General features: G+C 57.5%; 16 protein-coding genes and 2 pseudogenes. 4 read left to right on the top strand and 14 right to left on the bottom strand.

Features of this window, described 5'->3' with window-relative positions:
* Positions 1 to 61 precede the first annotated feature (61 nt).
* From FEZ61_RS21455 to FEZ61_RS21430, 6 genes are all read right to left on the bottom strand, one after another.
* Positions 62 to 622: a hypothetical protein gene (locus FEZ61_RS21455; RefSeq protein ID WP_064306882.1), complete on the bottom strand. Its 561-nt coding sequence runs from the start codon at positions 620 to 622 to the stop codon at positions 62 to 64.
* Positions 623 to 624: 2 nt separating this feature from the next.
* Positions 625 to 867 carry a hypothetical protein gene (locus FEZ61_RS21450; RefSeq protein WP_007163063.1) on the bottom strand — a complete coding sequence of 81 codons (243 nt, stop codon included), beginning with the start codon at positions 865 to 867 and terminating at the stop codon, positions 625 to 627.
* Between the two features lie 181 nt (positions 868 to 1,048).
* Positions 1,049 to 1,495: a hypothetical protein gene (locus FEZ61_RS21445; protein WP_064306881.1), complete on the bottom strand. Its 447-nt coding sequence runs from the start codon at positions 1,493 to 1,495 to the stop codon at positions 1,049 to 1,051.
* Positions 1,496 to 1,536: 41 nt separating this feature from the next.
* Positions 1,537 to 1,800 carry a hypothetical protein gene (locus tag FEZ61_RS21440; protein WP_064306880.1) on the bottom strand — a complete coding sequence of 88 codons (264 nt, stop codon included), beginning with the start codon at positions 1,798 to 1,800 and terminating at the stop codon, positions 1,537 to 1,539.
* Positions 1,801 to 2,004: 204 nt separating this feature from the next.
* Positions 2,005 to 2,337 carry a hypothetical protein gene (locus tag FEZ61_RS21435; protein WP_064306879.1) on the bottom strand — a complete coding sequence of 111 codons (333 nt, stop codon included), beginning with the start codon at positions 2,335 to 2,337 and terminating at the stop codon, positions 2,005 to 2,007.
* A complete protein-coding gene (locus tag FEZ61_RS21430) occupies positions 2,322 to 2,588 on the bottom strand; it encodes a hypothetical protein (protein WP_156522258.1) in 267 nt (88 codons plus the stop codon). The genes FEZ61_RS21435 and FEZ61_RS21430 overlap by 16 nt, the downstream gene beginning before the upstream one ends.
* Before the next feature lie 238 nt (positions 2,589 to 2,826).
* On the opposite strand from FEZ61_RS21430, the gene FEZ61_RS21425 reads away from it, so the two are divergent.
* Positions 2,827 to 3,042, top strand: a complete 216-nt coding sequence (locus tag FEZ61_RS21425; protein ID WP_064306878.1) for an Imm31 family immunity protein — start codon at positions 2,827 to 2,829, stop codon at positions 3,040 to 3,042.
* Positions 3,043 to 3,165: 123 nt separating this feature from the next.
* On the opposite strand, the gene FEZ61_RS21420 is transcribed toward FEZ61_RS21425, so the two are convergent.
* From FEZ61_RS21420 to FEZ61_RS21410, 4 genes are all read right to left on the bottom strand, one after another.
* Positions 3,166 to 5,031 carry a phosphoadenosine phosphosulfate reductase family protein gene (locus tag FEZ61_RS21420; protein WP_173150407.1) on the bottom strand — a complete coding sequence of 622 codons (1,866 nt, stop codon included), beginning with the start codon at positions 5,029 to 5,031 and terminating at the stop codon, positions 3,166 to 3,168.
* Positions 5,032 to 5,331: 300 nt separating this feature from the next.
* Positions 5,332 to 5,622, bottom strand: a complete 291-nt coding sequence (locus FEZ61_RS24280; protein WP_256326438.1) for a response regulator — start codon at positions 5,620 to 5,622, stop codon at positions 5,332 to 5,334.
* An 18-nt stretch (positions 5,623 to 5,640) separates the two neighbouring features.
* Positions 5,641 to 9,102, bottom strand: coding sequence for an ATP-binding protein (locus FEZ61_RS21415; protein WP_201973644.1), 3,462 nt, complete (start codon positions 9,100 to 9,102; stop codon positions 5,641 to 5,643).
* Between the two features lie 234 nt (positions 9,103 to 9,336).
* Positions 9,337 to 9,711 (bottom strand): response regulator, encoded by a 375-nt coding sequence (locus FEZ61_RS21410; protein WP_074584842.1) that lies wholly within the window; start codon positions 9,709 to 9,711, stop codon positions 9,337 to 9,339.
* A gap of 406 nt (positions 9,712 to 10,117) precedes the next feature.
* Between FEZ61_RS21410 and FEZ61_RS21405 the strand changes: the two genes are divergently transcribed.
* The 3 genes and pseudogenes from FEZ61_RS21405 (at position 10,118) to FEZ61_RS21395 (ending at position 12,524) form a co-directional block, all read left to right on the top strand.
* Positions 10,118 to 10,486, top strand: a complete 369-nt coding sequence (locus FEZ61_RS21405) for a response regulator (RefSeq protein ID WP_074584843.1) — start codon at positions 10,118 to 10,120, stop codon at positions 10,484 to 10,486.
* A 41-nt stretch (positions 10,487 to 10,527) separates the two neighbouring features.
* Positions 10,528 to 10,821, top strand: a complete 294-nt coding sequence (locus FEZ61_RS21400; RefSeq protein WP_074584844.1) for a hypothetical protein — start codon at positions 10,528 to 10,530, stop codon at positions 10,819 to 10,821.
* A 63-nt stretch (positions 10,822 to 10,884) separates the two neighbouring features.
* A pseudogene (locus tag FEZ61_RS21395) lies at positions 10,885 to 12,524 on the top strand (methyl-accepting chemotaxis protein).
* Between the two features lie 569 nt (positions 12,525 to 13,093).
* Here FEZ61_RS21395 and FEZ61_RS21390 read toward each other — a convergent pair.
* From FEZ61_RS21390 to FEZ61_RS21375, 4 genes and pseudogenes are all read right to left on the bottom strand, one after another.
* Complete coding sequence (locus tag FEZ61_RS21390) at positions 13,094 to 13,447, bottom strand: hypothetical protein (RefSeq protein WP_143008544.1); 354 nt, start codon at positions 13,445 to 13,447, stop codon at positions 13,094 to 13,096.
* Between the two features lie 225 nt (positions 13,448 to 13,672).
* Positions 13,673 to 14,292, bottom strand: a pseudogene (locus tag FEZ61_RS21385) (tyrosine-type recombinase/integrase).
* A gap of 2,309 nt (positions 14,293 to 16,601) precedes the next feature.
* The gene (locus tag FEZ61_RS21380) at positions 16,602 to 16,880 is read right to left on the bottom strand and encodes a hypothetical protein (protein WP_143008545.1); all 279 of its coding nucleotides are present in this window, start codon (positions 16,878 to 16,880) and stop codon (positions 16,602 to 16,604) included.
* Positions 16,881 to 17,525: 645 nt separating this feature from the next.
* On the bottom strand, positions 17,526 to 18,626 hold the full coding sequence (locus tag FEZ61_RS21375; protein ID WP_256326430.1) for a DUF1173 family protein: 1,101 nt from the start codon (positions 18,624 to 18,626) through the stop codon (positions 17,526 to 17,528).
* Between the last annotated feature and the right edge of the window lie 1,014 nt (positions 18,627 to 19,640).

Below are 19,640 nucleotides of genomic sequence, written 5' to 3'. Positions count from 1 at the left end.
TCGCGCTTCTCTTTCCAGGTCAGCATCGGGGCGTTCGACGCTGGGCGCGCAGGACGGCTCTTCACGGTTGGAGCCAGAACGCGAGGTCGGGGTAGGTAGGCAACGGACGGTAAGGGGTAGCGCGGACGACGCAGAAACCGGCGTGCATCAAGCCATGTATGCCGATGTAGCGACGTGCCGCCAAAGCAAGACGGATGTCGCGGCCGCCACCGCTGTATTCCCCATCCAGGATGATGAGCTCATCCGGTACGCCCAGATGGCGGCCGGCAGCCCAGGCCCAGGCGGTGGCTTCTGGGTCGCTCGCCTGCAGAAGCGCTCGAAGTGTCGGGTGATCCGGAGGCAGCTCCGATACCGACGGATCGTGGAACACCTTGCCGATCGCGCGGTGGACGTCTCCGGACAGCATCGCGCGGTAGGGGGTCGGCACTAGCGCCAGGTGGCCAGCCTCGTGCAGCAGTGCCGAGATCGAGCACCGCGGATCCAGGTGCAGCGCCCCGGCAACGACCTCGATATGGTCGATGAAGCCCGATGCGCCCGGGCGCCACAGAACGGTGAGGCCGATATCTGCCAGGAATTCAGCGGCCTTCAGAACGTAGGGGCACCCAGCCGAAAGGGAGGTCATCGTTACTGCACGACGTGCAAGCCGAGGGCCTCAGCTTCGCGCTGCGCCACTTCCGCACTGTCCCAGCAGCCAATCCAGAATTCGATGTCGTCCTTTGGCGCGACTGCAAACGCAGGAACATCGGGCGTGCATTCGGTCTGGTGATAGATCACCACATCGACGCCAGCGAGGAGGTATTGAGCCATCTGCTCGCGAGATTCTGGGAACACCTTGGCTACATGTCTTTTCTGCACTGAATTGAGCATTGGTACCTCGTCCACCATCGCTGGTTTTAGTGATAGGAGCTGGCTTGGGAGTTGAAACGTCCGACCAACCTACTAAGTCGCCTGGCGCGCAGTGAGCCGCCCAAGCAGGCATCCTTGCATTGTGTTATTTCATCGCCGAAATGTCGCGCGACCTCACGCCAGCGATTCACCAGCCTGGCGCTCAGGGCGGCGCCGGGTGATCAGGTAGTTCCCAGCCAGGGAAGAGATCACCAGACCAGCGAACAGTCCGACACCGGTCAGATTGCGTAGAGCCGATCGCTAGGTCGGTGACGGTGCCAAGCAAGGCGTCCATCTCTGATCGATCCGGTACATGCCGAGGGATGCCAAGCCGCGTGCGCACCTGTTGGATCTGGAAGTCGCTGAACCCGAACTCGCGCGCCAGCTCGCCATCCGAGCGCTTTCCGAGTTGCGCTACCTGGTCAGGGCTCAAGACCGCCGGCGCCACGGTAGCGCGTGGAGGTGACGGGATCTCACGCTCCGTGCGCCATTTCCAGATCAAGCGTCGGTTGACCCCCAGTCTCTTGGCCAACTCGGCATCGGGTAGCGTTCCGAGAAGCTCGGCCACCTCGGCGGGCGGGCCATCGCGCTTCTCTTTCCAGGTCAACATTGCGTGGCCTTCAGCATTGGAAGGAGAACGCTCGGCCGGCTTCACGAAGAGCCGAGGCGTGCCATGACATCCTGTTCTATATGCACGAGATACCCACCCAGCAGGCTTGCCGCGGGCTCATCAATGGCCTCTGCATCCAGCAAGCCAACCAGATAGCCTTTGGCGATTAGCGCAGCCTCAGTGGCTGCGGCTGGCGTTGGGCTCGCCGATACCGCGGTAAGCTGGCGGTACCAATTTGCCTTGATACGCTTACTTAGCTCAGGAATCTGGGCTTGCCACGTAGCTTTAAACCCTTCAATGCCCATTTTTCTCTCCATTACGTCTGCAGATGCGGGTTCGCATCTTGATAGAGTTAACGGCCCATTAAGGCCTGTGGTAGGTACCTACATCGCGGAGATCTCGGCCAGGCATCAATGCCCTGCGCAACTAGGTCCCCAAACCGCCGCTGGCTTCATACCGGTGACTCGCCAACCTGGCGCTCGGGGTGGCGCCGGGTGATCAGGTAGTTCCTAGCCAGGGAAGATCATCAGACCAGCGAACAGTCCGACACCGGTCAGGTTGCCCCCCTGCAGACGCCAATGCGGCTGCTGATAGGCCATGGGACCGTCTGGCATCTGGATCGTCAGTGGCGGCTCGGGCAGCGTGATGGTCCAGGTACCGTCGAGGTTGCCCTCGGCTCTGCCTCTGACCTTGCAGCTAGACGCACCGTACGACTTCACGACCGCGCAGCGTTCCTTGTCCAGAAACACATCCACCGGATCCATGATCTGCATGGCGAAGCCGAGCCTCATGAAGAAGGCTAAGCACATGGCCGTCCAGACGATGCTCAGGAGAAAACGCATATCAAATCCGCCGTCGTGGCAGCAACGCGAGCTGCGAGAGCTGGTCGGTCGGTCGAACGCGCGAGGTTCCAGAGCAGTGCAATGCGCTCGGCGACCAGGTGGCGCGTCTCGTCGTCATGGCTGTAATTGTACGTTGATGTGCACAGTGCGACGTGCCCATTGTCCAGTCGTACGGTCCGGCCCTGGAATCCTGTCGTGCCCGCTGATAGGCGGATCAGATGCTCGATTTTCTGGCGGGGATCGATGGACATGACAGTTCCTACGTTCGATTGGCTGAGCTTGTCTTTAGAGGGCTAATGGCGACCCGCGAAGGCTGTGTCGGTATGGCTAAAGCATGGCACGAGCGCCCAGAATGCAAGGGGTGAATCCACGCCCCCAGACGGACTAGACTCCTGGGTCACTCGACCGGTCGGTGACACGTGCCAGAGCCCTTCGAATCGGTGAGTCGCGTTCCTGCGGCCGACTTTCTTCTGCGAGAGAATCAACCAGATGGCGGAAACCATAGGCTTTTTTCAGGAGGTCGAAATCTGCAACGCTGATCACGAACACTATGGGAAAAGGGGCGTGATCTTGGGTATCAGCGAAGAAGGCGAAAGGCTGTTCGGCTACGCTATTTTGATTCACGGCATGAAAACCACGACCTACTTCGAGCCGACCGATTTGGCGGTCACAGGAACAGAGTTCCCCCGAGAGCAATTCTATTGACGGGCCTCTCTGTCCTGCCGCAGCACTTCGGGCACCAGTCCACTTCGCCGCTGACTCCGACCCTTTGTTCACCCTGGGCGCCTCCTGAGCTGCCGTTTGACGTTTGTAGGAGAAGCGCCAAGCCTAGAAAGCCATCAGGTACTGGCCAGAGTCTGTCACCGCGGGCGCCGGCCGTTCGGCCGCCTGCGGCCGGGCAGCTGCAGCAAGCCTTTCGGCGGACGCCGCATACGCGCGCAGCCGCGCAGCCAGCGCTTCTGGATCGTTGAGTACGTCGCGCACGCCCGCGCGATGCAGCTGATTGCCAATCCGCAACATGCGATCCCAGGAAGAGTGCCCACCCTTCTTGAAAGAGACCACACCGAAGCGCGCCAGGTAGTGAACGACCTCTGAGGGATAGACGTCCGTGTGCGGGCCGTAATACTCGAGCGCGCGGTCGAGCTCGAATTCGTAGAACAGCTCCACCCCCTCGTCGTCGATATCGAATTCCTGGGTCTCGTTGACGTGGGTGTAGTAGACCCCGCCCTTGTTGATCACATGCTCGGCGCCAGCGGCTGCAGCGCTTACCGAACGCAGGCCATCATGGAAGCCGGTGAAATGGCGATCCGCGAAAGGCACCTGGATCGCCTGGCCGACCTTCAGCGCAGACCGCGGGTGCTCCTCGTAGGCCTCAGGAATCGTGTACCGGCGGCCGCGCTCGCAGATCTCGCGGTATTCGTTGAGCGCGGTGAACGGGCGCTGGTAGGCGTAGCGCCCCCAGTACAGGTCGATCGTAAGGATCTCCTTCATGCCCAGCAGCGTGAAGCGCCGCGGCTTGCGGTTGGCCATAGCCCAGTCGGCCTCATCGGCATCGATCGTCAGGGCATAGCGCAGCAGCTCCAGGCAGAAGTCCGGCGAATAGGCGTTGGCGGCGATCGTCAGGTAGCCGGTATCCGGATCGACAGTGCGCGACGCCCAGTTGCGGGCCGCTGGATCATAGTGGCGGGCCTTGAGGTAGTTGCGGAAGTCGTTCAGGGGCTTCATCCAACGATGCTTGCCCGACTCCTCGGCCAGCATGTTCTCCATGCTGCGATCGGTGCTCACGCGCAGGCAGCCCCAGCACCCATGACGGCTTCCGCACGAGGTCTTGCGCTCGGCGCCGCCGTCACGGATGAACACGTTGATCATGCATTCGCCGGCCGCGTCCCGGTAAACATCAGTGAGGCGCTTGAAGTCGGAATAGGTTTGAAAGCGCTCGTTGGTGACTTCAGCCAGGAAGCAGAAGATGTCCTCGGTGGTGAAGTCGGCGATCGGACTCAGCACCCAAGTCGGGGTCTCGCCAGGCTTGGCCGTGTTGACAGGGACATCGGCGCGCTCGCCGCGGGCTTCCATGTTCCGCTCGCGGGCCGCCGATTCGTCCCGGCGGGTGCCGATCAGCAGGACCAGGTCCTCGTCCCGGAAAGCCTTGCCCAGTTCGGCCTTGATCTTGGCGCGGATCTGGCGTTTGGTGCGCTCCAGCGGCGCCTTCTTCAACTGCTGCTGGCATTTGGCGCTGTTGCCCGGAAGGCTGGCCACCGTACGGCCGCCGATCATCGACACCAGCCAATTTTCGGTGAGGTTCGGCCGGCAGATCCACACCCGTACCGGCAGCGCTTTGGCCTTGGCATAGGCGCGAAGGGCCTTGATCTCGCCCTGGGCATAGGCGTGCACCACCGGGTTTTCCATCAGGGTGTCGCTGTTCATGACGTGCAGCTCGGGGACGGCGAACCCCTCGGCCTGCAGCTCTTCCATCGCTCGCAGGGCTAGCGCGACCATGACGCTGCTGTCCTTGCCGAAGGACGATGCGGCCACCAGGTGCTTGCCCGCCTGCAGCAGACTTTTCACTACCGCGACCGCGGCCCGCACCTTCTCTGCCAGGGAGGCCTCCACCAGCCGCGCCGGCGCCGTGATATCCAGGAGGCTGATGGCCTGTTTGTCAGCGGGGCGGAAGAGGGTAGGGGCGACGTGCTGCATGGCGGTAGCTCGAAAGTCTTGAGGTACCTTCAAGCTACCGGCGATCTCCAGAATGCAAGTCTGGTGTCAGTTTCCGACCCAAAGCAGCCGCTCAGGAGCAAAGTCTTTTGCCCCAAAGCTGTTGGCGTAGTGCAGCTAGCGGCTAGAAAGTGCCTCCACCTTCGGCTTCGGATAGCGAAGGGTATCTGTGCCATTTAACGCAGCAACAGACCTCTGTTACATCGTTCAGCTTCAATGATTACCGTCGATGAAAACAATTTTCTGACGCCTCTAGATCTGTGGTGGCCGCATCCCATAGCATCAGCCTTGGTCCTGATTTTCCAATATATCTCTGATACGCGCGCCCAGTACCTCAATCGCGAATGGCTTCTGCAATAGGTGCATATCCTGGCCTAAGAAGCGCTGCACATTTGTAGCGTCCTCTGCATAACCCGTGATCAGTAGTACACCGATACCCGGCCGCTGACGTCGAATCTCTTCGACCAACTCTCTTCCACCTATGCCGGGTAGGCCTACGTCAGATATCACCAGATCAAGTCGAGGCTCGCGTTGCACAACCTCTAAAGCGCTCTGTGCATCCTCAGCCTCAATAGCGCTGTATCCCAGGTCCTACAGAACTTCCATCACAAGCAGGCGAACACCAGGCTCATCCTCAACCACCAGCACGCGCTCGCCATGCCCAGGCAACGTTCTATTGCTGACTTTGGCGGTGTCGGCTGCCTCGCCCTGATAGCGAGGTAGCAGCAGAGAGATCTTCGTTCCCTTGCCTAGCTCACTGTGGATGTCGATGTAGCCGCCGCTTTGCTTCACAAAGCCATACACCATCGACAGGCCCAGCCCTGTTCCTTTGCCTTGCGGCTTGGTGGTGAAGAACGGCTCGAAGACCTTCAATAAAACATCAGGTGCAATGCCGGTGCCCGTATCTATAACGGACAACTCGACGAACTCACCGACCAAACGCTCCCCCGCAATAGATAGCTGCGGATTACGTACATTGGCTGTACAGACCTCAAGGACTCCGCCCTGAGGCATGGCGTCCCGTGCATTGATACAGAGATTGAGCAGGGCATTTTCCAGCTGATTGACATCGCTACAGGTCGGCCACGCCTCAGTACTCAGGTTCAAACGCAATGGCGTATTTTCATTCACAGTGCGCTGAATCAGGTACTCCATACCTGTCACCAGCCGGTTCATATCGATGCGCTGCATATCAAGGGCCTGGCGACGGCCGAAACTCAGCAGCCTATGAGTCAATGCGGCCGCGCGCTGGGCAGAGGCAATAGCGATACCGATGTAGCGCTCGGCGCGCGGTTGGTGACCTTCAAGGCGCCGCTGCAGCAATTCCAACGAGCCCATGATCCCCGTGAGCAGGTTGTTGAAGTCGTGAGCGATGCCACCAGTCAGTTGGCCGATTGCTTCCATTTTTTGGCTCTGTCGCAGAGCTTCCTTTGCTTGCTCAAGCTCGACACTGCGCTCTCGCTCCGCGGTGACATCCCGGGCGACGCAGTACAACAAACCGCCTTCCGGCACCGCAGTCCAGGACAGGGTACGATAGGTGCCGCTACGAGTACGAAATCTGTTCTCGAAATTGAAGGTGGGAGCACCAGCCGCTAATGTTGCGACCTCACTGCGCGTACGCTCTTTATCGTCGGGGTGTTCCAGCCACTCGGACGTCTTGCCGACGATTTCATCGACTCTCCAGCCTAACAGCCGCGTCCAGGCTGGGTTGATACTGACCCAGATACCCTGACTATCGGCGATACCGATCAGATCGTGACTGTAAGCCCACATCTGATCCCGCTCACGGGTCCGCTCGCGGACGCGAATTTCCAGCACCTCATTGGCCTGACGCAGTGCATTAGCGGTCTCCCGGCGCAACCGGGCGAGGCGCATGGCACCCTCTACACGAGCGATGAGTTCGCGCGCACTAAAGGGCTTGACCAGATAATCGTCGGCGCCGGCGGCAATGCCCTCGATAGACGCTTCCTCTCCTGCTCGAGCGGACAGCAGGATGATGGGCACTTCGCTGGTAAGCTCATCGGTTCGTAACGCCCTGATCACGCCGAAACCGTCCAACACCGGCATCATCACATCAGAGAGGATAAGATCAGGCAGAGACTCTTGGGCGGCATCGACGGCCGCACGACCGTCTGCAACGGCTAACACCTGATAGCCCGCTTCACGCAGCAGCCGCTCGACGTAGGCGCGCATGTCGCTGTTGTCATCGGCCAGAATGATCCGCTCGCCCTGTCCTACACCGTTACCTTGGCTATCACCAAGACTCGGCGATGTCAGATCAGTGCCCTCCGAGTCCGGTAGCCAACGAAGCGCTTCGGCTACAAAGGTATCGGCACGGGTCGCGGTCGAGACTTGCGCACGCGCAGGAACACGGCTTCCATCTGGCAAGTGACCATAGCCGAAAGGCATCAAGACTTCGAAGGTAGTGCCTACGCCAATCTGGCTTGATACCCGAACCTCACCGCCATGTAACTCGGTCAGATCTTTAACCAGGGCCAGCCCGATACCCGTTCCTTCGTGAGTCCGCCCGATTTGACCTTCGATACGGTGGAAGCGATCAAACACTTTACCGAGTTCGCTATAGGGAATGCCCACACCGCTATCAATCACGCTCAGTACGGCCAGATCCCCCTTTCGCTCCAAGCGAACCCTTACGCCGCCTTCCAGCGTGTACTTAAAGGCGTTGGAAATCAGATTCAGGACGACTTTCTCCCAGAGCTCCTGATCGATCCAGACCGGCTCGCCAAGGCTTTCGCAATCGATACGGAAATCGAGCCCGGCGCGGCTCATGGCGGAGCGAAAACTGCTGGCCAGCTCTGCCGTATAAACCGCCAGATCCACCGGTGCGAAGCTTGCTCGCATGCGTCCAGCTTCTATGCGCGAAAAGTCGAGTAGCGAGTTGACCAAACGCAGTAGGCGCTGCCCATTACGTTGAATAAGTTCGAGCTCATGCCGTCCTACCGCCGGGCTACCCCTTGCCTCATCCGGCCGTGCCAGCATGTCTTCCAAAGGCCCCAGCATCAGGGTCAAAGGCGTGCGAAACTCGTGGCTGGCATTGGAAAAGAATGCGGTTTTCGCGCGGTCCAGCTCCGCCAGTTGCTCAGCACGTCTACGCTCTTCTTCATAGCGTTTAGCGTTGCTGATCGCCGTACTCAAATGCCCCGCCGCGCGGACAAGCAGGCTTTCGTAATCGGCATCAAATCGGCGTCGCGGACTCAGGCCGGAAACGAGGTAGCCATAAGGCTCTTCGCCAAGCGGGCCCACGATCGGTATAACGAGAGCTTCTTCTACTGGTTCTGGCCACGGCAAACCTGCCAGCCGCCCATCGTGTTTACCGTTGAGGTCCCCGTCCAGGCAGGGTCCGGTACGAGCATCCGCAAAAGGCCAAGGCGTCTCCGTTTCATTGGCAGAGACGTGAAGCGGCGCCAGTTTGTCATCTTCTGCAAGACCGGCTACCGCCACTCGCCTGAGATCGCCGGTGGCGGCATCGCGCAGATAGGCCAGGCAGAATGGAGATTCCTCAGGCAAACCGTGCAGTGCCTGCACGGCCGCAATGCAAGCTTCGCTAGCGTCCCGCGTGCTTGAAGTAACCTCAGACACATGACGAAGCAGGCGCTCACGTCGCTCCGCTAATACCCGATAGGTCGTCTCGGTCACGGCCGTGAATATGCCCTCTACCTCTCCACTCTCACCGCGCACCGGACTGTAGCTGTAGTAGAAATAGCACTCTTCCACATAGCCAAACCGATTCAGCGGTAGCAGCTGATCCTCGGACCAAGTCGCCTCACCGGTTTCCATCACGTGGTCGAACATGGGTCCAATGATGTCCCAGATCTCGGCCCAGACCTCTGCACCGGGTCGTCCTAGCGCCCAGGGGTGCTTGCGACCTGGGACGGGACTCCAGGCATCGTTATAGATCAGCGCCCTTGTCTCACCCCAGTAAAGGACGATCGGAAAGCGCGAGCCAAGACAGATGCTTACCGCCGAGCGAAGCGCCGTCGACCACGTCTCGATGGGTCCAAAAGGCGTTTGCGACCAGTCTTTTTCGCGCATGAGCGCAGCCATTTCGCCTGGTACGTTTAGAAAAGCCAGGCGAGAAGGAGAGGTAGGCAAGGGAGAGACCTGCTGGAAATGGGGGAGTCGGAATTAGATGCTTATCACGATAAAGAGATAGATTTTAGTCTGGGCCTACGGCTTTGTCTGACCAATCGGACAGGCTGTGGCAGCTAGGCGATCGCTATCTCGTAGCGTCCTTTCAGCAAGTCCGTCTGAGCAAATCTCAAGAAGCTATAGCCGGGGTAGCTGCTCTTTGACAGCCGTTTCCATTTGCTGGAACGTCCAAGGCTTTGCGATAAACGACGCGTTTGTCGGCATCGGCTGGTTCTGCAGGGGGGAGTACCCGGAAGTGACAAGGACCGGCAAGCCTGGCCACCGATTCGCAACGGCTACCGCGAGGTCATGGCCATTGAGTCGACCCGGCATCATGACGTCAGTAACGACCAATCCCAGCTCGCTGGCATGCCCTTCCAGGTAACTCAGACCTGCATCAGCACGATCAACCGCAACAACGTTGGCCCCAAGATCGCGCAGCAACTCAGTCAAGAGCTCTAACAGCAGCGGTTCGTCCTCTACAACGAGAACGGCAACCTGAGGGCTTGTCATGGAAAACACCAGAAATTATGGGGGCAGCCAATAGAGTGCTAGCAGGCGACAACGTTTTCACTCAGGTGACGGGTGGAGCCGGTCACCTGACCCACTGCGATCAGCGGTCTGGCGGCTGATTCTAAGCTCGTCTTGGCTGGCTGAGAAGATAGCTCCAACAGCCGACGACCGCAGGCCCCATTCTCGCCGCTTCGCTCAATCACCTCCGGCGAAAAATCCCGAAATAAGCAGAAACATCCAGCGTCCAGAACCGCTGCGGAGTATTGTGCGCGTCTTCAGCGCGGCAAGCGGGTTGCGGCTATCCCCCGAGGGCATCCATGAGGGGGATAGGAGCCAAGGCGGGCCGCCCCCGATAGAGGCCGTCCTATTGGCATCGGCTCAACTTCCTTAAAATCGCGGCGGTCACATGCTTAATCTGTCGAGCTTCCGAATCGTTGTCGTGGAAGATAACGATACCCTTAGCAGCATTCTTGAAGACTTCTTTGCAGATCGCGGAGCAAAGGCCGCCCACTTCGATAATGCGGATGACGCGTTGGTGACTATTCTTCAAGAGGGCAAGCCCGACCTGCTCATCACCGATCAACTCTTGCCGGGGCAGCTTAAAGGAACCGATTTGGTCCGATTGCTGCTCGGTCGATGGCCCGATCTGCCAACCGTCCTGACCACGGGATACGGCTACGAAATTGGGCGAGACCTACCGGCACAGGTGGTGTATTTGCAAAAGCCGTGGTTGCTCGACGCGCTTGAAAGGGCGATCGCTGACGCCTTTCGCTAACCTATCTTGGATGCTTTCCAGATGTCGACTCTCGCCCTCACATGAATCTTCCATTTTCTTTCGACCCTGAGGCAGCTTATGACTTGGTCCCCTTGGAGGGTGACCTTGGGCTGACGAGTCGAATCATCGCTGGAAGTCTGTTCATAGCACGGCATGGCATGTTGGATCAGGTGAGGGCATGGGGTGAGATCAGGGAGCAAACGCTCTATCTGACCGGTACCGAGATCGTGATCGGCCAACTGCTGGGTGCCATCCTGACGCTTACCCGAACGCAGGCCACCTTCAAGCTGGTCCGGATCGCTGATGCCGCCGAGCGGCCATCAAGTCTTGCTTAGTCATGCCGTTACAGCGGCACTAGGGTTCAAACCCCTCTCGTAGCCACTCAAGCAGGACATCCCATGGTCTGGTTCAACAACCTTGCGCTAGCGAAAAAACTCGCCATCGCTTTCGGCCTCTGCACTCTGATTACCCTTGGCATTGGTGCCGTGGGTATGAAGGGGATCGGACCCTCAATTCCCTGCTGGATTCAGTCCTCAACAACAACCTTCGGTCCATCACACAGCTCAACGACGCCAAGAGCAACGTCATCGCTCACAACCGGGACCTTTTCCGCCTGATGTCGATGTCCTATGCAGGCGCCCCTCAAGATGAACGGGACCGCGTAAGGACATCACTGATCGCCAATAAGGATGAGGTGGAAAAGCCGTTTTCCACGTATCGCGCAACGCCACTGGAGGGCGATGAAAAGGCGGCAGGTGACGCGTTCGAGCGGGATTGGAAAATTTATTTAGCGGGCGTGGACGCAGCCTTAGGTCTGCTCAAGGCGAATGATGTTGCCGGGGCGTCTCGCGTGATTGACGAACAAGCCCAGCCCAACTATCGCAAGCTCATGGCGTCGTTCAAAATCATGGTCGAATCCAATCAACGCCAAGGTCGCGAATCAGGCGCTGCTGCGATCAGCACCTACCAAGAAGCGTTTTGGTTGCTGGGTGACGGCTTGGCGCTTGCCGTGCTGTGTGCGGTAGCCTTGGGCATCGTCATTACACGTCTCATCGTCGCTCCGATCCGCGAGGCTGTCGCCAGCGCCGAACGCGTTGCTCAGGGAGACCTGACTCACCCCGTCCTCAGCAGCCGTTCCGATGAAGCTGGCCAACTGCTACAGGCATTGGGCTCCATGCAAAGCAGCCTGAAGAGTACTGTCCAGCAGACGGATAGCGCGGCAACACAACTGGCCGCGGCAGCTGAGGAACTTCATGCAGTGACCGAAGAGACGGCAAATGGTCAGCTTCGTCAGCATAGCGAAGTGCAACAGGCCGCTACTGCCGTCAACGAGATGACCGCAGCCGTTGAAGAGGTGGCACGCAATGCCGCTACCACTTCTGGCGCATCGCAGCAAACGAGTCGCGAAACCCAGAATGGACGTCACCAGGTACAACAGGCGGCGCACTCCATGACCGAAATGGCTGGCGAGATCAGCGACTCGACTCAAAAGGTGCAAACGCTTGAAGTTCAGATCCGTGAAATCGGTCAGGTGTTGGATGTCATTCGCGGTATCGCCGAACAAACAAACCTGCTGGCGCTCAACGCGGCGATCGAAGCCGCACGGGCCGGCGAGCAAGGGCGGGGTTTCGCTGTGGTAGCTGATGAAGTTCGGGCGCTGGCACATCGGACGCAAGGATCGACCGGTGAGATCGAGCGCATGATGAACACCGTCAGAACCAGCGCGGAGGATACGGTCAATGCAATGCATAAAAGCAAAGCCTTGGCAGACGACACTCAACAGCGTGCGCACCAAGCGGGTGAAGCCCTGGATCGAATCGCCAGCGGTGTAGCTGAAATTGAAGAGCGCAATTTGGTCATCGCGAGCGCGGCCGAGGAGCAAGCCCAGGTCGCAAGAGAAGTGGATCGCAATCTGGTGAACATCCAGGATCTGGCCACTCAGACCGCGACTGGCGCCCAGCAAACAGCTGCATCCAGCCAAGAGCTTTCGCGTCTCGCCATTTCTTTCCAAGGTTTGGTAGCCCAGTTCCGTTACTAAAAGATCCACTGAGCTATTATAAATAGATCAGCCGTGTTTCATTATTAAGCGCTTTGGATTAAGCGCTTTTTTATGAATTAGGGTTTTGGATCGGCCGGATTGAAAAAAATGGGTCTACGCAGGAGAATGTCTTTTGAGCGTAATAGAAAACTAAATAGCATTCGCATTATCACTGTGGTGGTTCTTTTTCTCGCAAATATTGTTATCGTCGCCTCACTCGTCACAGGGTTAATGGGCTTTTGGTAATGATTGCATTTTCTCAGCGCTCAAATACTACTCTTGTGGTGCGGATGCCAGGAAGGTATTGATTGATTAAGAGAGGTCATGGCGACTAGTCGTTTGCTGTGGCTGCGCACGGGACCTACTAACATGACCCTTCACCCTTGTATGGGTAAGCGTTTCCTGTGAAATCGTGCGCTAGACGTCAAATGCAACGAATTTTATCTCTGAAACACACGCTTTTAACTAACGTGGTCTATGCTTGCTGCTTGGGCTCGTCCGGCCCCCAAGGTGTTGAGCCAAGGCCTATATCGGAATATGGGCCTTTTCTTTGCCTGCGCCATCCTCATTCACAATCCTCTTGCCAAAAGCGCTGTATCGGCTTCTAACGGGAGATTTGATCCTTTGCGTCTTAATTCATTGACGGCATGCAAGATGATCATATTGGTCTGACCAAGATCGTTCATCACTGACCATTCAATAACTCGATAAACCATGGCAGGAACGGAAGGGTCAACCAAGCAGACGAGCCAGCCGTCTGCGCGCCATTCCAGAAAAGATTTTACTGGAGGATCCAGTGCCTCAAGCCGCGCTCTGAGACTATCCATAGCGAACCCCATGACAGGTGTGCCCATTAGTAGGCTAGATGACAATACGCAGCACGCAATCAGATGACGCGCGAATTCTAGAATCTGATTTGCCATCCTTTTTATCCTGCAAAGCGGTAAGGCGTGTATCAGCGGCTAGGGCATCAAGGTCATTGCAAATCCAAATGTCTGATCGACACAGGAAAGCACAGGTTTTGCGGCCAGTCGGCGTGCTCGAATAGGGCTGTTCGAAAAAGGCGGTTTCGGCGATCAGTTATTGGGCCTAAACGGCAGCTATAGGTCGGATGGCGACGGCCCCGCGGCCGTCGCCAGGTCATGCAGCTAAACCTGTGTCTGCTCGGCCATCTCCAGAGCATCGTCCACCTCGATGCCAAGGTACCTGACAGTGCTTTCCAGCTTCGTATGGCCCAGTAAGAGCTGAAGGGCCTAAGGTTCCTTGTGCTGCGGTAGATCAGCGACGGCTTGGTTCGCCGCAGGGTATGGGTTCCGTACAAGGCTGGATCCAAACCAATCGCTGTCACCCAGGCTTAGACGATCCGTGCGTACTGTCGGGTGGAGATATGCTCAGAGTGGGCAAGCCTACTTGGGAACAGGAAATTCTCGCTTCGAAGCTTGGCATGGCGTATCCAAGCCTCCACCGCTGAGCGTGTTTGCTCTGTGATCTCAAACTGCACCGGACGATGAGTTTTTAGCTGCATCACGATAGCTCTCGGTGATACGTGCTCCCCGTGGGCTATGTCCCGCACGCGCAGCCTGGTGAGGTCGCAGGCGCGCAGCTTGCTATCGATCGCTAGGTCAAAAAGAGCCAAGTCCCTGATTTTCTGCGCAAGCTGGAGTCTGACGCGGATAGCCCAGATATCCCTAATCCTAAGCGGGGCTTTCTGACCAACGAGCTTTCCCTTGTTCCAAGGCTCGTGGCTAACGACTGCTATGGCTTTCATGGCTTTTACTCCTCAGTGAGGGAGTACAAGCATGGGCCCGACTAGGGGACGGAGCTATCCGTCCCATCAGCCGGCCGCCGAGGTGGAAACGACCACAAACGCCCTTCAGTTTCGGATAGCGAACCTGGTGACAGATATGACCACTAGCGGGCTAGGCGATGATGCGTGGTACGCAATCAGATGACATGCGAATTCTAGAGTCTGGTTTGCTATCGCTTTTATTGCTGCAAAGCGGTGGGGCACATATCAGTGGACGCTTGGTCTCACTGCTTGCATGGACTGGCCCGATCTAGCATAAAATTTGATCTTCCTTTCACCATCGTGAACCGCCCTTGCTTTACAAGTTTCTGCAGCTCTATTTTCGAGTCATCATCCATGACCCACGGCTAACCGGAGCGCTAGCGCTTTAGATTGGGCGCCCGAGGGTTGTTACATTTGATCAAGCGCTCAAGCAGATATGGTTCAGGGCAATCGTTTGCAAGCGCTGACTTGATCCCGGAGGGGAACTTGATCCAGAGCAAGCCCAATACCGTTGCCGGTGAACCATATGACGGGGTTCCGCCGTCCAGCTCAGAAAGCTCCTTTTTGGTACCCCAAAAGCACAAAAGGCTCGCTAGTGCGGGCCGTTAAAGAATGCAGAAAGTGGGACGATAACCAAGCGTGGATCACGCATTGGAGAACGTGTCGTGGAAAGCTTCTTACCTATACCAGATAGCCCGTCGCGGCAATACCTGCTCTGCGTGCATCGCCACCTCAATGCCCGTCTCCATGAGCTTCACCGATTAAGGATGGATGATCCTAAGCTGGCTAAGATTCTCCGAGAATTCGAAGATCTCACTCAGCTCATCAAGGAATTGGTAGAGGAGGTAGCGATAAGACTAGCGACTGAGCACATCTCCCCTACATAGCAGGAAAGCTTCCCACTGAAAAAATTGCTTAACGCTTACGCTTGATCGAAGCGTACCTAGCGCAGGTAGCCTAGACGCATCGATCGTATAAGGATGAAGCCATGCGTTATGAAGTTGAGCAAAGGTTGCATGCCTACGTCCAGGCGTTTTTTCCATCCGATTTCGAAGTGACCCTTAGACGAAGCCTTCATGATCCGGATGATCGGGTCCTTATCGTTCGAAACCACATTAGCGGTAAGACAGCCTCTTATAATGGGTCAGCATTATCAATCCTTGACATCTGCTCGATGGGATCCATTGCGGCCAGTATCCGCGGTGAACTTTGCCCGTAGCTACTAAAAAGCGTACATGGCTCACCGATTGCGTGCGACAAAGGATGAAGCGGAAAGGCGAAAGCAGAAGACTAGCAATGAAAAGGTCGGCGCTAGTCATGCCGCCACGAATTAGAAGGATAGAAGGCATGGGAAGGGCTGTGCCATCCATAGCGCGCGCTCGGACTAAACGCATCAAGCAGATCACTGCCAAGGCCGCCACCCGCCACATTTGTTCACAGGACTGGCGCCGGACAACCAAGGTTGCTTTAACTGCCCAGAAAACGCCAGCGCCTGCGGTGAAGGCGAACGTAATTGCGGCCGGCGCCAAGATTAGTCGCAATGGAGAGGTAGCCGCATTGCAGGACGCTTACGGTGAAGTCAGGACAGATAGACCCAGCTAGTCTCAGACCGAGCAGCAGGAAGAAAGCTGGTTGGCTCTACGCCCAGAGCCCCGCTAGAAAGCGATGAGCATAGGTGGAGGCGATAAAGACCGCATCCAGGGTTAGCATCACCGCTAGCTTCTCGTGGCTAACATATCGACTCCTACGAAATTGTAGATAGCCGCTCGCAAATATAATCGTCTTTATGGATTGTCTGCGCATCAAAGGAGATTGTGAGTGCGCGATTGTTGGAGGGCGAATACAAGTGCGCGAAGATAGCGCCATCAGGAGCGGGTGGACTTACTAGCAACGTATAGTTAATGAGTTTGCATGACAATTTACTTGCTAATTGTTGCGAGTGGGCAAGCGTATAATGAGGGCTCATATACATTACCTTGGTCTTTTTTTAAGAAAATTTCTAGTGCGACACATTCATCGCTATATCATAATCTTAGGTGGGCTGCAGCTTTTCCAGTAGTCGATCAATAGTCGCGCGGCTAAACGAAGAATAGCACTCTTTAATATCAATCACATGCCGCCGCTGGGCAGACGCAAGACTCCTATTAAGCTTTTCAAGAATAGCAAATACATGAGGCTGCTTTAAGCGCGGATGTTCAGGCAATTCCGAAGGTTTTGACCATGCTGTAATAATGGATATATTACTGCTTGCGCAATGGCTCTCATGCATGCTAGTTATCTCTGGTCTTTTATGAGTCACTCATTAAGTGATAATTGCGCTTTGGTAGCATGAGCTCACCATTCAATTCCTGGATGCGATTCGCTTCACTAGTAAGCCTAGTTTTTACTTCTTCGACTAAATTAAGAACTCTCGCTGTAATGTACTCGAAGTGACGTAATTGCTGCTGAAAGTCAGGACTTCTAACGTCCATAGCACGCAGTTGGTCAATTTTTTGTGACAAGAGCACATGAACGCCAAGTAAATACTTTCGATCAAGAGATGCAGGTATAGGAAAATAAAGAGTCATCGATGAGCTCCCGAGCAGTACCTATTGCTGTAAAAGATATCGTGTTAGCGAGGACCACGTTCTACCACTAGTCGCCGACAAGCAATTTCTCGATTGGTCGTTTACCGGTTGACAGATGTAAAAATTTTACTTCCATGAGGCGTGGTGCGTATTTGGGTCCTAATTGCAGAATTTATGTGAATTTAAGGTGAAATTTCCAGATTCAAGATTCTTTGAGCTAATCCAGCTACATCGACAGATCGATTTTTTGCTCCTTGCAATCAGACGAGCGGGCGTATTGACCTCTCTTGCATTTGCCGCGCTCATTTAGGTGGGCACAGTAGCGCTCCGCAGTGACCAAGTCGCTGGAGACGTAGCCGATCTTGGAAGCGAGCAGACGCCGGTGGCAGCTAGGGCATCAAAGTCATCGCAGATCCAAGTGTCTGATCGACATGGGGAGCAAAGGTCCCGTAGCCAACGGAGGTGCTTGACTAAGGCAGGTCGGGAGAGACGGTTTCGGCGATCAGTTGGGGGCCTGAACGGCAGCTATGGGTCGATTGCTGTCATTGGCTAATTTCCGTTCAATTGTTTCCAGAATTTCGCAGCAATTTCGGAAACCGACAGTGAGCCCGGACGTTTGCGCTGCTAGCCCGGTTTCGCGTTGACCTATCTGGAAGACACGTATGCCGCGGGGAACGCCGGTATGTGTTCTCCCCGAGGGTCCTGGGTCGCGTCCCAGCGCCACGAGCCCGTCTTGCCATACTCGCTGCAGCACCACTGTTCTTTCGTGCCGCGCCGTTCCAGGTACTGCGGTGTGGCCATGCCGAAGACCTCGAGCGCGAAGTCCTGCTGCATGTCCAGCAGCCAGAAGTCTGGGAAGACGGCGCATTCGTCGGCGTCGTAACGCAGCGGCTTGTCGAACTTGCGCCTCTCATCCCGCAGCTTCTGCTCGACCTTGCCTTCCAGGTCTGAATCAAGCGGGATCCACTGCTCGCTCACCTGCATCAGCGCCACCTCGAGCACATCCGCCTGGTGGGCTTTGGCCGGGCGCTGCGCGATTTGAGCGATAGCGATCACCCGGCTTCCCCTGCGCCAGGCGCCCAGCTCCCGTCCGAATCGGCGAGAGGCGGTTTCCCATACGGCAGGGGGCAGGTAGAGCGTTGGCATCCCGAATGGCCCAGTCACTGGCAATCTCTCCGGCGAGCCGCTGTGGCGCTCCTCGTCGTACCTGGCCAGGGGACTGACGACGACCAGCCGCCAGTTGCGTGAGGCCGCGTTCGTCGCGATCTCGCGGTTGGCCGCCTCGCGCCGCTTCTCTTTCTGAGCGGCCAGCAGCAACACCTGGTCGAGCTTGATGCGAGGGGCTACCGACACCCGCCCGGCGCATTCGTGAAGCAGGTGAGAAATCAGCTCCCCATTACGCTTTCCCGCCATTGCCGGGTACCAGGTGGTGAGCCGGCTTTCCGACCAGAGAAGATGCAGCAGGCCCAGAAGCGTCATGGCCGGCTTCTTCACGCCCGGGGCGGCCGGCGGGGAGGGGGTCGCATCCGCAGCTTCCCCAGGCGTTTGCTGCCGTACGCCCCGGGCGAGCCTCACCTTCATACCCCCGTCGGCGGTTTCTTCCACCACGCCGACGGCATAGCCCTGCAGACCAGAGCGCTGCGGCGCTGCTGCATAGAAGCGACAGTCATTGGCATGCTCCGGGCCGCTGTGAGGGTAGCGGGCTAGGTGGTAGCCGTCCGATCCTTCGCGCAGCTTGATCGTCACCTTTCGCTCGCCGCTCCAGGGCATCCGCACAGACCGTGTTCCCGGCCGTAGGCGCGTTCCAGGACGCGCTTCCAGGCCGCGGCGTACTGAGGATCCGTTTGGAACTCAGGGGAGTATGACTTCCCGCCCAGGGTGATCCGATAGCGGTTGTAGAGCATAGGCGTAGGCCTCCAAGCCAAGGTGGTAGCTATCTCCTCACCGCGGCCCGATAGCGAGTGTCGCCGGCCAGCCGCGCTGAGGGAGAGATCCCTGTCAGTACAGCACGGCAGCGGCCTAGGCAAACGCCGGATTGACCTCGCCTTGGGCGTGAACTCCTCAGTTCTCGCTGGCGACCAACAGTGACGCTAGTCCCGGTACTGAAGCCCGACCGCGGATCGGCAGTTGCGATGCTCCAGGCTGCCAGCCTTGTACGGCCAGCAGGCGCGGTCCTTCATGCTTGGCGTCTGGCGCACCACCGTGACCTTCGTCGGCTGCGGGGGCGCCTCTTCTGGCGCCAGGCTTCGAGGGGCTTCGCTGAAGCTCACTACGTTATCGGCCCCTCGTGGCGTGAAGTTTCGGTCGTTGAAGACGGTCTGCTTGCCGACCGCCACTGCCGGCGGCTGGACGTTCGAGGGTGGGGTCGCCGCGGCTGACGCATTTCCTTCCACGGGTGAAGGCGTAACGCGGCGGACCGTGCCGCGGACGGTATCGACCGGCTCTGGGGCAGGATGAGCTGCAGCCTCGGCGCGAAGGGCGGGGCGGTCAGTAGCTACGGATGTCGATGGACCTGGCAGCGCCCGGCTGGCCAGCTCCAGGGCAGCGAATGTCGCGAGGCCGCCGACGGCAAGGCACACGACTAAAGCGACCGGCCGCGCCCTACGCGGCTTCTGCACCAGCCAGTCAGGCGCATCATCAGGCTCAGCACTCATTGCCATGTTCAAAAGTCCTTTTTCCTTTGCATCCAGGGCGGCCCCGGCGGTGTCACTCTGCTACTGGTGCCAGGGTAAACGCAGCTGGCGCCCAGACCTGGCCCTC

Origin of the sequence: Pseudomonas sp. MS15a(2019) (assembly GCF_013277805.1) — a bacterium.
Classification (GTDB): Bacteria; Pseudomonadota; Gammaproteobacteria; order Pseudomonadales; family Pseudomonadaceae; genus Chryseomonas; species Chryseomonas benzopyrenica.
Note: the sequence above shows the minus strand (reverse complement) of the source record. Positions and strands in the feature narration are given on the sequence as shown.

What these genes read in the sequence shown, in the direction of transcription:
- FEZ61_RS21455 (WP_064306882.1), bottom strand. Translation starts at nt 622, where the DNA reads ATGACCTCCCTTTCGGCTGGGTGCCCCTACGTTCTGAAGGCCGCTGAA.
- FEZ61_RS21450 (WP_007163063.1), bottom strand. Translation starts at nt 867, where the DNA reads ATGCTCAATTCAGTGCAGAAAAGACATGTAGCCAAGGTGTTCCCAGAA.
- FEZ61_RS21445 (WP_064306881.1), bottom strand. Translation starts at nt 1,495, where the DNA reads ATGTTGACCTGGAAAGAGAAGCGCGATGGCCCGCCCGCCGAGGTGGCC.
- FEZ61_RS21440 (WP_064306880.1), bottom strand. Translation starts at nt 1,800, where the DNA reads ATGGGCATTGAAGGGTTTAAAGCTACGTGGCAAGCCCAGATTCCTGAG.
- FEZ61_RS21435 (WP_064306879.1), bottom strand. Translation starts at nt 2,337, where the DNA reads ATGCGTTTTCTCCTGAGCATCGTCTGGACGGCCATGTGCTTAGCCTTC.
- FEZ61_RS21430 (WP_156522258.1), bottom strand. Translation starts at nt 2,588, where the DNA reads ATGTCCATCGATCCCCGCCAGAAAATCGAGCATCTGATCCGCCTATCA.
- FEZ61_RS21425 (WP_064306878.1), top strand. Translation starts at nt 2,827, where the DNA reads ATGGCGGAAACCATAGGCTTTTTTCAGGAGGTCGAAATCTGCAACGCT.
- FEZ61_RS21420 (WP_173150407.1), bottom strand. Translation starts at nt 5,031, where the DNA reads ATGCAGCACGTCGCCCCTACCCTCTTCCGCCCCGCTGACAAACAGGCC.
- FEZ61_RS21415 (WP_201973644.1), bottom strand. Translation starts at nt 9,102, where the DNA reads ATGCGCGAAAAAGACTGGTCGCAAACGCCTTTTGGACCCATCGAGACG.
- FEZ61_RS21410 (WP_074584842.1), bottom strand. Translation starts at nt 9,711, where the DNA reads ATGACAAGCCCTCAGGTTGCCGTTCTCGTTGTAGAGGACGAACCGCTG.
- FEZ61_RS21405 (WP_074584843.1), top strand. Translation starts at nt 10,118, where the DNA reads ATGCTTAATCTGTCGAGCTTCCGAATCGTTGTCGTGGAAGATAACGAT.
- FEZ61_RS21400 (WP_074584844.1), top strand. Translation starts at nt 10,528, where the DNA reads ATGAATCTTCCATTTTCTTTCGACCCTGAGGCAGCTTATGACTTGGTC.
- FEZ61_RS21390 (WP_143008544.1), bottom strand. Translation starts at nt 13,447, where the DNA reads ATGGCAAATCAGATTCTAGAATTCGCGCGTCATCTGATTGCGTGCTGC.
- FEZ61_RS21380 (WP_143008545.1), bottom strand. Translation starts at nt 16,880, where the DNA reads ATGACTCTTTATTTTCCTATACCTGCATCTCTTGATCGAAAGTATTTA.